Genomic DNA, 12,667 nt, shown 5'->3' on the forward strand with positions numbered 1-12,667 from the left:
ATCATGATTGTCACGACAATGGCGATGGCCATTCTGCTGCAAGGCTCCGCAGCCGATATCCTGGTCGAGAATGCGCTGGAAATCTCGACCAGCGCCGGCTCCTACATCACCTATTTTAATGAAGACGGTACGTACACGACCACGATTGGCGTGGAAGGCACCTGGTGGCTGGAGGGCTCCGACCTGTGCGTCCAGCGCTCCACGGGCGAAGGCGGCTGCCAGCCCCTGCAGGAAGGCCTGGGCCTGGGTGACACCTGGGACGCGGAAAACCCGACCATGGGTGTGACCGTCACCTACACGATCGTGCCGCGCGGCTGATCCGGATTTCCAACGGGCGGACCGGTGTCCGCCCGTCATTCCTCAAAGCGTACAGCCTCGCCCCGATCCACGACGAACCAGTCCGTTCCGGGATAGCGGCGCTCAATCGTCCAGCGATACCCGTCCGGCCCGTGGCGCGTTCTGACCCGCGCCTCAAACGCCCCGAACGGATCCTCTCCCTCAAACGCTTCGTCATACCCGCCCGCGACGATTTCAATACGGCGGCGGGTTTGCGACCAGACCTGTCCGTTGGCCGCATACCAATGCTGAACCAGCTCACCGGTTTCAGGGTCCTGCGTCCGTGTCAGCTCCCCAAAAAAGCGACCTGTCCCGGCTTCACGCCAGACCGTTCGGATGCCTTGCCCATCCAGCACCGGGCGGGTGTCGACAAGAAAGTCGAGCTCCACACTCTGGCCCGGTCCCCTCATCACCCAATTGGTCACCGCAAAGCGCCCCGTTTCAGGCGTCATGAGGTCAGACAGGTTCCAGGAAACCGGCTCGGAAAGCTCGGAATCGGTCGTTTGCGCACTGGCTGAGACCGGTGCCAAACAGCAGGCTGCCAGAAGGCAAGCCGCAAAAGCCCGCGAGGATCTATTCACCGAACGACCCCGCCGGCCCCGGGAAGACGACCGGGGTTTCCGAACCGTCCAGCGCCACTGCTGACACACCGAAATAGTAATTGTCGATCACCACATTCTCGAGCGTGAAGCTGTCGACCCGGCCAACAAAACGGCTCCACTGCCATTGCGGCTGGTCCGTCAGGCGCCAGTAGATGCGATAGCCGGCGAGGTTTTCGGCGGCTTCGCCGCTGGCCGCGGTCCAGCTTAGCGTCGTGGACGGCTGCACCGCCCCCTCGATCGTCACATCAGATGGGAATGGCGGCGCCCCTGCCATCTGCGCCATCACGGCGACATTCAGCGAGGTCAGACGCGCCGCATGATCGAAATCGACCCCGTCGAGCGTATCCCCGAAAGGACGGCCGTCCTCGGTGCGCAAATCTTGGTGCTGGCGATCATAATGCTCATTGGTCTCCATGATCCGCACGCCCGGAATGCCCACGGCATTGAAGGGGCGGTGGTGACCGCCGCGTCCGAACCGGTCGAGGCGGTAGACCATCATCACATCAAGATTGGGGATGTATTGATCGGCTGTGCGGTCCACGAAACGCGCCAGATTGCGGGACGGGCTGTCGACCTCACCACCCGTGAAGCGGCGGATGCGCGCCTCTTCCGGCGTTTCCACATCGCGTGTCCCCTCGGAAAACACCCGGGCCGTCGTATTGTTCGTGACGCCATTAATGCCCGAGATATTCCCGATCATGTCATTATTGAGCACGCCCTTGATGCGCCAGCCCTCTTCCAAGGCATGGGCCGCCACGATCTGGCCGCCGAACAGGCCCTGCTCTTCCCCGGACAGGCCAGCATAGATGATCGACCCATCGAACTCGTGCTGCGAAAGGACACGCGCGGCCTCTATCACACCGGCCATGCCGGAAGCATTGTCGTTCGCGCCGGGGCTGTCGGATGTTCCGTCAAGCGGATCCGTGACCCGGCTGTCGATATCGCCCGACATCATGACATAGCGGTTCGGATCGATCCGGCCGCGCTGAATGGCAATGACGGAGACAACTTCAGTCGGCTCGGGGATGCGGCGCTCACCGGAGATCGTGTCAGAGACATACATGACTTCCAGGCAGCCACCGCATTCCGCGGAAATGCGCTCGAATTCGTCAAAGATCCAGCGCCGGGCCGCACCGATGCCGCGCGTGTCACTTTCCGTTTCCGATAGCGTGTGACGCGTGCCGAATTCCACCAGGGTCCGGATATCCGCTTCGATCCGGTCCGCGGACACCGCTGCCACGTAATCATGCACGGCGAGGACCTCCGATGGCGGAGCCTGGGTCTGGGCCAGGGCCGGTGCCGACAGACAGGCCAGAAGGGCCGGAGCAAAAAGATGACGCATCACGAGACTCCCCAATTGAGCTAACCGGAGTGTGGGCCGACAGAGAGCGAGGTCAAGGCGCAGACTGTGCCTGCCTGCGAGGAGTTTTCCCCAACAACCACGTTATGGCGCTTGCTTTTTCGCCGCACACGGGAACACAGTAATCCTGCAATTCAACATGGGGGGAGCATATGGGCTTCGTCGACGCCGTAAAAAGCGGCTTTTCCAACTACGTGAATTTCCAGGGCCGCGCCCGCCGGAGCGAGTACTGGTTCTGGATCCTGTTCACCTTCCTGCTTGGCGTTGTGGCCGGCATTATTGACGGAATTATCGGCACCTATCTTCTGGGCGGCCTGGCCACGCTGGCCACCATCCTGCCGAGTATTGCCATGGGTGTCCGCCGCCTGCACGACACAGGCCGGTCTGGTTTCTGGATGTTCATTGCGCTGATCCCGCTGGTCGGTGCGATCGTGCTGATCATCTTCTATGTCGGCGACAGCGAGTCCGGCTCCAACAAATACGGTCCCAATCCGAAAGGGGCCTAGGCGCACCCCGCCAACAAAAAGAAAGGGCGGCCCTGCGGGACCGCCCTATTTTTTGTGTCTGGTTTCCTGATCGGGATCAGGGCACCAGAACGACCTTGCCGATCGCACGACGCCCCGACAGCTCGTCAAATGCAGCCAGGAAGTCTTCGAACTTGTAGGTGCCCGCGACGTGCGGCTTGATCTGGCCCTTCTCGAACATGGCGAACATTTCTTCCATGTTCTTGACGTGCTCGCCCGGCATGGCACCGGCCCAGGCACCCCAGAACACACCCACCACGCTGGCCACTTTCAGAAGCGGCAGATTGAGCGGGAGTTTGGGAATGTCGCCGGCTGCAAAGCCGATCACCAGATGCTTGCCACCGAAGGCAATGCCGCGGAATGCCGCTTCAGAGTAATCGCCACCGACCGGGTCATAGATCACGTCCACACCCTTGCCGCCGGTCAATTCCTTGGTCCGGGCCTTCAGGTCTTCGGTGGAGTAGTTGATGACCTCATCCGCGCCGTGCTCCTTGCAGACGGCCAGCTTTTCGTCGCTGGAGGCTGCCGCAATGACCTTGGCGCCCATTGCCTTGCCCAGCTCCACCGTGGCCAGGCCGACACCGCCAGCCGCACCCAGCACCAGCAGGGTCTGACCCGGCTTGAGTTCGGCCCGCTGTTTGAGTGCGTGATAGGAGGTGCCGTAGACGATGGTGAGACCGGCAGCCGCCTCGAAAGACATGCTGTCGGGAAACTTCGTCAGGGCCTCGGCCGGACAGACAGCCTTTTCGGCAAAAGCGCCGGTCGCGCCGCGGAAGATGACTTTGTCACCCACCGCATAGCCTTCAACGCCCTCGCCCACTTCAGCGATGACACCCGCCCCTTCCGTGCCGGGCACGAAGGGCAGTTCCGGCTTGAACTGGTACTGGCCGCGTACGCACAGCAGGTCGGGGAAGTTGAGCCCGCCGGCCTTCACATCAATGAGGACATGACCCGGCTTGATTTGCGGGTCCGCGACCTCTTCCACGGTCATGTTCTTTTCCGGTCCGAATTCCCGGCACAGAAGCGCTTTCATAGGAGACCTCCGTCTCTTTGCTGTCAGGTCCGGGCGATCAGCCCAGTTTCACACCGTGATGGGCCGCAGCCTTGGTGAGGAATTTGATCGTCTGCTCACCACCCGTGGTGAATTCCTTCTGGGCGGACGGGTCCAGGATCGCGTCGAACTGGGCCGCGACATTTTCCGGCGTCAGCTCTTCCGGCGGCAGATAGATACCGTCGGTCTCGTAGATCTTGGTCGCAGCGAAGCCACCAGCACCGGCGCAAAGGATGGTGCGCGAGGGACCATCCTCGGAAACCAGGAAGACCAGGCCCGTGGCCACGGTTTCCGGCTTCATCAGCTCCAGGGCGGCCGGCGGCAGCAGGCCTTCCGTCATGCGCGTCGCGGCCGTCGGGGCCAGGCAGTTGACGCGGATGTCGTATTTCTGGCCTTCCAGGTGCAGCGTGTTCATCAGGCCGACCAGGCCCATTTTCGCAGCACCGTAATTGGACTGGCCGAAATTGCCGTAAATGCCCGAGGAAGACGAGGTCATGGCGATGCGGCCGTAATTCTGCTCGCGCATGATCTCCCAGACAGCCTTGGTGCAGACCACCGAGCCCATCAGGTGGACGTCGACGACCATTTCAAAATCGCTGAGTTCCATCTTGGAGAAGGACTTGTCGCGCAGGATGCCGGCATTGTTCACCAGCACGTCGATACGGCCCCACTTGTCCATCGCCTGGGCGACCATGTCGGCGACTTCGTCGGCCTTGGTCACATTGGCCTTGTGCGAGATGGCCTCGCCACCCGCGGCCCGGATTTCCTCGGCCACATCTTCCGCCGCCGAACCGGAGCCGGCGCCATCGACCGAGCCGCCCAGATCATTGACCACGACCTTGGCACCACGGGCTGCCAGCGCCATGGCATGGCAACGCCCCAAACCCAGACCGGCGCCGGTGACAATGGCCACACGGCCGTCATAACGAATTTCACTCATGCGGGTGTCCCCTTCACTCGATTGGTTGTCAGCCGACGATCTGAAGCGTCAGCCATTCGGCCATCAGGGCCGGTTTTTCCTCGCCCTCGATCTCCACGGAGACCGCATATTTCAGCATCCACTGGCCCGGCTTCCGCTCGGTCGCCTCGGCCAGGGTGAACCGGCCGCGAATCTTCTTCCCGGCCCGCACAGGCTGCAGGAAGCGGATTTTCTCGAAGCCGTAATTGATGCCCATCTGGATGCCGTCGATGACCAGCGAAGTCCCGCTGGCCAGGGCCGAGAGCATGGAAAGGGTCAGGAAGCCGTGAGCGATCGTACCGCCGAACGGCGTCATCTTGGCCTTCTCTTCATCGATATGGATGAATTGATGGTCCTCGGTGACATCGGCGAACACATTGATCCGCTCCTGGTCAATCTCGATCCAGTCGGACACACCGACTTCCTGGCCGACCATGCCGGCCAGGTCCTGTGCCTTCACTACGGCCATTACGTGCTCTCCTTGTCCGTCAGAAGCATTTTGCGAAGTCCCGGCTTGTCGATCTTCGACGTTCCGCCCCGCGGCAGCGGTTCGTCCATGCGCCAGATCGTTTCGGGAATCTTGAAAGCCGCCAGGTGCGGCTTGAGAAAGGCGCGAATGTCCTCATCGGACAGGTTCGCCCCTTCACGCAGGTAAAGGGCTGCACCCACCGTCTCGCCGAGACGTTCGTCCGGCACGCCGATAACGGCGGCCTCCTGAATGTCGGGGTGTTTGGCCAGAGCGCCCTCCACCTCAAGACAGGAGACATTCTCGCCACCGCGCAGGACCATGTCCTTGATACGGTCGACGATGAAGAGGAAACCGTCCTCGTCGATATAGCCGACATCGCCCGTGCGGAACCAGCGATCCTCGGTCAGGACATCGGCGGTTGCTTCAGGCTGGTTGAGATAACAGCGGAACACGGCCGGAGACTGGATCCAGACTTCGCCCGGTTCGCCCACCGGGGTCTCATTGCCCTCAGGGTCCACCGTCTTGATGAAGGTCACCGCCGGCAGCGGTGCGCCCGCCGAACCCGGTTTGGCCTGGTATTCCGCCAAACCATTATAGGTGCCCAGCGCATTGGTCTCGGTCAGGCCATAGCCCGAGGCGGACCAGGCTTGCGGAAAGACCTCGTTGATCTTCTTCACATGGGCTTCCGGACGCTTGGCGCCACCGGTCCCCAGGCTCTGCAGACTGTCCAGCGTGACGCCTCGGCGCTCCGCTTCCAGCACGATCTCGTGCGACATGGTCGGCACGCCAGTCACATCGGTGATCTTCTCCTTCTGGATCAGATCCACGGCAACGGCCGGGTCCCATTTGCGCATCAGCACCATTTTCCGGCCGGAAAAGACCGACAGCATGAAGACGGCGTGCGAACCCGTGCAGTGGAAGAGCGGCAGGCAGACCAGGATACTGGGCGTGCCATCGGTGAAATCCTGGTCGCCATTGGCCAGACGCAGGGCCGCGCCCAGCAGGGCGAAGGACAGGATGGTCGTCACCGCCCCGCGCTGGGTCAGGACGGCACCCTTGGGCTTACCGGTCGAACCGGACGTGTAGAAAATCGCGAAATCGCTGTCGGTATCGATTTCGATCTCCGGCAAGGGCTTGCCGGCACCGGCCGCCATCACGGCTGCCAGCGTATCGTCGACATCCTCGGCTCCGCCGCGCCCATCGATCAGGGTCAGCCCCAGGGCGTCCTTGTGGGGACGGATACGCTCGATCTGGCGGCCGCCGGCGATCACGATCTTGGCTTCGCAATCCTTGAGCGCGAAGGCCATTTCCTCGCTTGTCCACCAGCCATTCATCGGCACGATGACACCACCGGCTGCCAGCACGCCGAGGAAGACGGCCATCCATTCCGGGGAATTGCGCATGGCCAGGGCCACACGCGTTCCCGGCGTGACGCCATGCTTCTCGATCAGACCATTGGCCACGGCGACGGACTTGCCCGCCAGCTCGTTGAAGGTCCAGCGCTGATCCTCGAACACGACCGCTTCCGCATCGCCATGCTCCAGGCATTTGGCGAGCAGGAAGCGCAGGTCCGGCGGTGCGTTGACATAGGCAAGCTGTTTGACGCCGAGAACATCCGTCTCGCCGACATTCAGCACTTCCTCGGCCTGGGTGACCTGTTTGGCGATGGCTTCAAGCTGTGCCCTGGGGGGCGCGGGTTTGCGTTGGGCCATGAGTCGTCAGCCCTCCAGGGATTCGTTGATGTATTGCTTGAGTTCCTTGCGGCCGATCACCATGCGGTGGACGGCATCGGGACCATCCGCAAAGCGCAGCGTGCGCAGACCGGTCCACATGCTGGCCAGCGGCGTATCCTGGGACACGCCGACACCGCCATGCATCTGGATGGCTTCGTCCACGGTATCCAGCGCAACCCGCGGTGCGATCACCTTGATCTGGGAAATCCACGGTGCCGCAGCGCGCGGATCGCCCTGATCCATCATCCAGGCGGCTTTCAGGCAGAGCAGACGGGCCTGTTCAATCGCCATGCGGCGCTCGGCGATGATGTCGTAATTGGCACCCAGCTTGGCCAGCGGCTTGCCGAAAGCCTCGCGGCTCAGCGAGCGGCGGCACAGGAGTTCCAGGGCCCGTTCAGCTTGGCCGATGGCGCGCATGCAGTGGTGGATCCGGCCCGGCCCGAGACGACCTTGTGAGATCTCGAAACCCCGGCCACGGCCGAGGATGAGCGCATCCTTAGGCACGCGCACATTGGTGAAGCGGATATGCATGTGGCCGTGCGGTGCGTCGTCATGGCCGAACACCATCATCGGACGCAGGATCTCGATGCCAGGCGTCTTGGCATCGACGAGGAATTGCGAGTGGCGGCCATGGCGCGGGGCGTCATCGCCTTCCGTCTTGGCCATCAGAATGTAGACGGCGCAACGCGGGTCGCCAGCGCCCGAGGACCAGTATTTTTCGCCATTGAGGACCCACTCATCGCCATCGAGCTTGGCATCAAAGGCAATGTTGGTGGCGTCCGAAGAGGCCACGTCCGGCTCGGTCATCAGATAGGCGGAGCGGATCTGACCTTCCAGCAGCGGCTTGAGGTATTTGGCCTTCTGCTCTTCATTCCCGTAGCGCTCGATGACTTCCATATTGCCGGTGTCCGGCGCGGCGCAGTTGAACACTTCCGGAGCCAGCGGGGACCAGCCCATTTCCTCGGCTAGGTAAGCGTACTCCACGGTGGAGAGACCATAGCCACGAGAGCTGTCAGTGAGCCAGAAATTCCATAGGCCGCGCTCACGGGCCTTGGCTTTCAGGCCTTCCAGGATTTCCGTCTGGCGGGCGGTGAAGGACCAGCGATCCCCCTCGCGGCCGACTTCGCCATGATATTCGACGTCGGCTTCCATGATCTCGTCCCGCACCATGGCGCGAACCTGATCGATAAGCGGCTTCACTTTTTCGCTGACACCAAGATCCATATTCAACTCCCCTTATCGTCTCTCTCGTCACTGGTTTCTGTGTGTATTCGGCGTGATCAGACCGGACGGCCCCGATCGCCCATCATCATGCGGCGGAATTTCCGCATTCCGCCCAGCCAGCGATCCCGCTGACCGGCCCGGGCCTGTTCGTATCCGGCCACCGTATCATGCGGCAGGGCGAGGAAGCGCTTTTCCTCGATCGCCGCGAGCATTTCATTGGCCACGTCGGCGGGCTCCTTGATCCCGTCCGCGCCGGCGATGCCACCATCACTCTCGCTATTGCCCAGCATGTCCGTACGAACCGCCTGCGGACAGACGCACACGACCTGCAGGCCGTCATCACCATGGGCGACAGCCAGGCTTTCGGCGAAAGCCACGGCGGCATGCTTGGTCGCGGTATAGGACGTCGCACCGATCTGGGCGAGCAGACCGGCAGCGGAGGCCACGAGGACGAAGATGCCGCCCCCGCGTGGCTTCATGCGCGGCCAGACCTGGCGCGCACCATGAACTGCGCCCATCACATTGACCTGGAAACTGTCGAGCCAATCCTTGTCTGACGCGCCTGCAGCATCCCAGCTGGGTTCATCCGTGCGCAGGATTCCGGCATTGGAGACATAGACGTCGACCGGGCCGAGTTCGGCCTCGACCATGTCCAGGAAGGCCTCGATATCGGCTTCCTTCGTCACATCCACTGTGGCGCCGACGCCGCCGAAATCCTTGGCAGCCTCTTCCGCACCGTTCAGGTCCGCCAGCGCGATCTTGGCACCGCGGTCATGAAAGGCCATCGCCATGGCATAGCCGATGCCGCGAGCCCCGCCGGTAATGGCAACAACTTTTCCCGTATAATCCATCGATCTCTCCCCGATCTCGTGGATCAATAATTACGCATGCGGGCGAATTTGTCGGCGTGGAAATTGGCGTCTCCGTAGAGCGCCTCAGCCACGCGAACACGCTTCATGAAGAAGCCGATATCGAACTCGTCCGTCATGCCGATCCCACCATGCATCTGCAGGGCTTCCTGGGTAGCCAGCTGGGCGACCTGCCCCATCTTGGCCTTGGCGGCGCAGACCAGAAGCGCGGCATGGTCCGGCGCGACGTCCAGCGTCTGCAGGGCCTTGAGCACGATGGACTTGCCCAGTTCGACCTCCGAATAGAGATGCGCCGCCCGGTGCTGCAGCGCCTGGAAGGTGCCAATAATGGCGCCGAACTGTTTGCGTTCCTTGAGATAGTCCGCCGTCGTTTCCAGGCATTGCTGGGCCGAGCCGGACATTTCCGCGGACAGGCCTGCACGGCCGGCATCCAGAATGCCCTCCAATGCCTTCAGCCCCCCATCGACCTCACCCAGCACCGCGTCGGCTGTAACCTCGACATTGTCCAGCGTGATGCGGGCCGAGTTGCGGCTGTCGACCATGTCACTGCGCTCGACGGCGACGCCGGCGGCATCGCGCGGCACGAGGAAGAGCGTGATCCCTTCGGCCTCGGCTTCGCTGCCGGCGGTGCGCGCCGACACGATCAGCATGTCGGCGACATGACCTTCGGCGACAAAGGTCTTCTTGCCGTTCAGCTTAAACCCATTGCCCGAGCGTTCTGCCGTAGCAGTGACCTTGGACGGGCTGTGTTTGCCGCTCTCGTCGACCGCAAGGGCCGTGATCGCATCACCAGCCGCAATCCGCGGCAACCATTCCGACTTCTGGGCATCCGATCCGAACCGGCTGAACGCCGTCGCGCCCATGATGGCGGTGGACAGGAAGGGCGATGCGGTCAGCGTACGGCCCATTTCCTCAGCAATGACGCCCGCAGCGACATAGCCCATTTCCACCCCGCCGTGCGCTTCCGGCACGAGGACACTGGTCCAGCCCATCTCCGCCATGGCGGACCAGGTTTTGCGGTCGAAACCGTCTTCAGACTTTTCATCACGCAGTTTGCGCAACTGGCTGACCGGCGCGCTGTCGGTCAGGAATCCCTTGGCGGCATCCTTGAGCATGCCGGCTTCTTCATTGAGCACCATGGCCATAGGTCAATTCTCCGTTGAGTGGTGCGTCTTAGGCAGACGGCAATTGCAGGATGCGTTTGGCAATGATGTTGAGCTGGACTTCACTCGTCCCGCCCTCGATCGAATTGCCTTTTGACCGCAGCCAGCCCCGGGCGACGTCTTCCTCGCCACCCCACTCCAGGCCCTCGGAACCGGAACTGTCCATCATCAGCTCCAGGCGGCGCTTGTTGAATTCGGTGCCATAGTATTTCAGCACGGAAGAATTGGCGCCCGTGCCCTGCCCGGCTTTCGCCTCGTCGGCCACGCGTTCCATGGTGAACATGAAGGCCATGCCGTCGATCTCGGCCCGGGCCACGTCAGCGCGCAGGAAGGGATCTGCGAGCTGACTGGCCTCGTTGAGGCCCACCTGCTGGACCGCGACATCGCCCATCGGACGCATGCCGCCGGAGCCCATGCCGCCGATCATCTCGCGTTCGTGCGTGAGCAGATATTTCGCCACATCCCAGCCGCGATTCAGCTCGCCGACGAGATTGTGCTTCTCGGCGCGGGCATCGTCGAAGAAGGTCTCGCAGAAGGGCGAGGCCCCGGAGATCAGCTTGATCGGCTTGGTCGTGACGCCAGGCTGATCCATGTCGACGAGGATAAAGGAAATCCCATTGTGCTTGGACGCCTCGAAATCGGTGCGGACCAGGACGAAGATCCAGTCGGCCTTGTCGGCATAGGAGGTCCAGATCTTCTGGCCATTGACGATGTAATGGTCGCCCTTGTCCTCGCACTTGGTCATCAGGGAGGCCAGATCAGAACCGGCATTCGGCTCGGAATAGCCCTGCGCCCAGCGGATCTCGCCACGCGCGATCGGCGGCAGGTGTTCCAGCTTTTGTTCGTGCGTGCCGTATTTCAGAAGAGCCGGGCCGAGCATCCAGATACCGAAAGATTGCAGCGGGACGCGCGCATTGATGCGGCGCATTTCCTCGCGCAGAATCTTGGCTTCTTCCTTGGACAATCCGCCACCGCCATATTCGGTCGGCCATTCCGGCACCGTCCAGCCTTTTTCGGCCATCCGGTCAAGCCACAGTTTTTGCGGTTCGGAAAACTTGAACTTTTTGCCACCCCAGACCGCATCAGCCTCAGACTGCATTGGCTGGCGCATTTCATCGGGACAATTGGCCTCAAGCCACTCCCGCGCCTCCTGGCGGAATGCTTCAAGATCAGCCATGCGACTCCCCTTCCGTCTATTTTTCGAGCATTCGGTATGATGCACTTGCGAAGACGTTAGCGCCCTTGCAGCAAACCGTCCATGGGGAGATGCGGCGATTTCAGCGGATTTATGGTCGCAGGCTGTCCAGCCCTTCCTGCACAAACGAAAAAGCCCCGGCCGATGGGCCGGGGCTTTCAAGTATGCGAAGTCTGATCCGGAAGATCAGGCAAATTGCGGCGCAATTTCCAGATTCTTGGCCAGGCCGAGACGGCGCAGGACCAGAAGCATGGTGCCATTGTAATCGACGATCCGGTTCCAGATTCCCTTCTTGGGAAGGTGCAGGGCGGAACGCGGGTAATCATGGTGATGATCGTGCAGAGCCTCACCGCCCGTGAGCAGCGCCAGGACGTAATCAAACCAGAGCGGCGTTTTGAGGTGGCCGAACACGTTCACACCCAGCGTGGTGGCGTGGAACTGGATGGCCCGGCCGATGATCACCGAAGCATGGATCAGGGCCGTGAAGATCAGCGAACCGCCGCTCAGCGCCACGATCAGATAGATCACGGCGGGCACGGCGAGGTGCATGATCAGGGACAGGGAAATGTGGAACTGGTCGGCAAAGCGGACCACCGCATTATCCTTGAGCCACATCGGCATGGGGCGGGCGAGATCCTTCTCGTCGCGCCACAGGATCCAGCCAACCCAGGCCCAGCGTTTGGACTCGAACGGATTGTGCGGATCACCCGGCTTGTCGGCGAAACGGTGATGCTGGGAGTGGTAGTTCACCCAGTCCCGCAGCGAGCCCTGCATCGCCAGGATGCAGTTGAACATGATCAACACCTGGGCCGGCCATTTGATCTCACCGGCGCGGTGCTGCCAGATCCGGTGCAGCGGACCGATGCCCTGATTGCACAGAAAAATGGTGAAGGCGACAACGCCCAGGCAAATCGGGGCATACCACCAGTGCAGGGTCAGCCCGTTCAGCGCCAGGCCGAGAATCAGCATGGTGGTGAGCAGAGCCACGCCGAGCGCGGGATAGATGAAGGCGGAGAAAGCGCTGGCCCAGTTCAAAGTCTTCCAAGACTTCAAAATGGCCTCGGAGCGCGCAACGATCCGTCGGTCAAGATTCATGGGGTTCACTCGTCAAGAATTCGGTTGTCGGGTCCTGCGACCCGGCCGCAATGTCCGGTCTCCCGGGCGGTGGGTCAATTATGATTCT

13 protein-coding genes are annotated in these 12,667 nt (G+C 61.9%); 2 read left to right on the plus strand and 11 right to left on the minus strand.

Features of this window, described 5'->3' with window-relative positions; genetic code table 11:
• Nucleotides 1-3: 3 nt before the first annotated feature.
• The gene (locus I0K07_RS08840; protein ID WP_203292490.1) at nt 4-318 is read left to right on the plus strand and encodes a hypothetical protein; all 315 of its coding nucleotides are present in this window, start codon (nt 4-6) and stop codon (nt 316-318) included.
• A gap of 35 nt (nt 319-353) precedes the next feature.
• Here the strand turns inward: I0K07_RS08840 and I0K07_RS08845 are convergent, their stop codons facing one another.
• Nucleotides 354-917 (minus strand): hypothetical protein, encoded by a 564-nt coding sequence (locus tag I0K07_RS08845; protein WP_203292492.1) that lies wholly within the window; start codon nt 915-917, stop codon nt 354-356.
• Nucleotides 910-2,280: a M28 family metallopeptidase gene (locus I0K07_RS08850; protein WP_203292494.1), complete on the minus strand. Its 1,371-nt coding sequence runs from the start codon at nt 2,278-2,280 to the stop codon at nt 910-912. Before I0K07_RS08850 ends, I0K07_RS08845 begins: the two co-directional genes overlap by 8 nt.
• Before the next feature lie 170 nt (nt 2,281-2,450).
• Here I0K07_RS08850 and I0K07_RS08855 point away from each other — a divergent pair, with 170 nt between their 5' ends.
• On the plus strand, nt 2,451-2,804 hold the full coding sequence (locus I0K07_RS08855; protein WP_203292496.1) for a DUF805 domain-containing protein: 354 nt from the start codon (nt 2,451-2,453) through the stop codon (nt 2,802-2,804).
• Nucleotides 2,805-2,880: 76 nt separating this feature from the next.
• Here the strand turns inward: I0K07_RS08855 and I0K07_RS08860 are convergent, their stop codons facing one another.
• The 9 genes from I0K07_RS08860 to I0K07_RS08900 form a co-directional block, all read right to left on the minus strand.
• Nucleotides 2,881-3,855 carry an NADPH:quinone oxidoreductase family protein gene (locus I0K07_RS08860; RefSeq protein ID WP_203292498.1) on the minus strand — a complete coding sequence of 325 codons (975 nt, stop codon included), beginning with the start codon at nt 3,853-3,855 and terminating at the stop codon, nt 2,881-2,883.
• 37 nt (nt 3,856-3,892) lie between these two features.
• Complete coding sequence (locus I0K07_RS08865) at nt 3,893-4,813, minus strand: SDR family NAD(P)-dependent oxidoreductase (RefSeq protein WP_203292500.1); 921 nt, start codon at nt 4,811-4,813, stop codon at nt 3,893-3,895.
• Between the two features lie 28 nt (nt 4,814-4,841).
• Nucleotides 4,842-5,300, minus strand: a complete 459-nt coding sequence (locus tag I0K07_RS08870) for a MaoC family dehydratase (protein WP_203292502.1) — start codon at nt 5,298-5,300, stop codon at nt 4,842-4,844.
• Nucleotides 5,300-7,012 (minus strand): class I adenylate-forming enzyme family protein, encoded by a 1,713-nt coding sequence (locus I0K07_RS08875; RefSeq protein WP_203292504.1) that lies wholly within the window; start codon nt 7,010-7,012, stop codon nt 5,300-5,302. Before I0K07_RS08875 ends, I0K07_RS08870 begins: the two co-directional genes overlap by 1 nt.
• Before the next feature lie 6 nt (nt 7,013-7,018).
• Nucleotides 7,019-8,257, minus strand: coding sequence for an acyl-CoA dehydrogenase family protein (locus I0K07_RS08880; RefSeq protein ID WP_203292506.1), 1,239 nt, complete (start codon nt 8,255-8,257; stop codon nt 7,019-7,021).
• A gap of 56 nt (nt 8,258-8,313) precedes the next feature.
• Complete coding sequence (locus I0K07_RS08885; RefSeq protein WP_203292508.1) at nt 8,314-9,108, minus strand: SDR family oxidoreductase; 795 nt, start codon at nt 9,106-9,108, stop codon at nt 8,314-8,316.
• 23 nt (nt 9,109-9,131) lie between these two features.
• Nucleotides 9,132-10,271 carry an acyl-CoA dehydrogenase family protein gene (locus tag I0K07_RS08890; RefSeq protein WP_203292511.1) on the minus strand — a complete coding sequence of 380 codons (1,140 nt, stop codon included), beginning with the start codon at nt 10,269-10,271 and terminating at the stop codon, nt 9,132-9,134.
• A gap of 28 nt (nt 10,272-10,299) precedes the next feature.
• Nucleotides 10,300-11,466: an acyl-CoA dehydrogenase family protein gene (locus I0K07_RS08895; protein ID WP_203292513.1), complete on the minus strand. Its 1,167-nt coding sequence runs from the start codon at nt 11,464-11,466 to the stop codon at nt 10,300-10,302.
• A 204-nt stretch (nt 11,467-11,670) separates the two neighbouring features.
• A complete protein-coding gene (locus tag I0K07_RS08900; RefSeq protein WP_203292515.1) occupies nt 11,671-12,579 on the minus strand; it encodes an acyl-CoA desaturase in 909 nt (302 codons plus the stop codon).
• Nucleotides 12,580-12,667: the final 88 nt, after the last annotated feature.

The sequence above is a fragment of the Maricaulis parjimensis genome, from assembly GCF_016817355.1.
GTDB classification, from domain to species: domain Bacteria; phylum Pseudomonadota; class Alphaproteobacteria; order Caulobacterales; family Maricaulaceae; genus Maricaulis; species Maricaulis parjimensis.

Excerpts from the sequence above, each read along its gene's own strand:
- I0K07_RS08840 (WP_203292490.1), top strand. The coding sequence starts at position 4 with ATGATTGTCACGACAATGGCGATGGCCATTCTGCTGCAAGGCTCCGCA.
- I0K07_RS08850 (WP_203292494.1), bottom strand. The coding sequence starts at position 2,280 with ATGCGTCATCTTTTTGCTCCGGCCCTTCTGGCCTGTCTGTCGGCACCG.
- I0K07_RS08855 (WP_203292496.1), top strand. The coding sequence starts at position 2,451 with ATGGGCTTCGTCGACGCCGTAAAAAGCGGCTTTTCCAACTACGTGAAT.
- I0K07_RS08860 (WP_203292498.1), bottom strand. The coding sequence starts at position 3,855 with ATGAAAGCGCTTCTGTGCCGGGAATTCGGACCGGAAAAGAACATGACC.
- I0K07_RS08865 (WP_203292500.1), bottom strand. The coding sequence starts at position 4,813 with ATGAGTGAAATTCGTTATGACGGCCGTGTGGCCATTGTCACCGGCGCC.
- I0K07_RS08870 (WP_203292502.1), bottom strand. The coding sequence starts at position 5,300 with ATGGCCGTAGTGAAGGCACAGGACCTGGCCGGCATGGTCGGCCAGGAA.
- I0K07_RS08875 (WP_203292504.1), bottom strand. The coding sequence starts at position 7,012 with ATGGCCCAACGCAAACCCGCGCCCCCCAGGGCACAGCTTGAAGCCATC.
- I0K07_RS08880 (WP_203292506.1), bottom strand. The coding sequence starts at position 8,257 with ATGGATCTTGGTGTCAGCGAAAAAGTGAAGCCGCTTATCGATCAGGTT.
- I0K07_RS08885 (WP_203292508.1), bottom strand. The coding sequence starts at position 9,108 with ATGGATTATACGGGAAAAGTTGTTGCCATTACCGGCGGGGCTCGCGGC.
- I0K07_RS08890 (WP_203292511.1), bottom strand. The coding sequence starts at position 10,271 with ATGGCCATGGTGCTCAATGAAGAAGCCGGCATGCTCAAGGATGCCGCC.
- I0K07_RS08895 (WP_203292513.1), bottom strand. The coding sequence starts at position 11,466 with ATGGCTGATCTTGAAGCATTCCGCCAGGAGGCGCGGGAGTGGCTTGAG.
- I0K07_RS08900 (WP_203292515.1), bottom strand. The coding sequence starts at position 12,579 with ATGAATCTTGACCGACGGATCGTTGCGCGCTCCGAGGCCATTTTGAAG.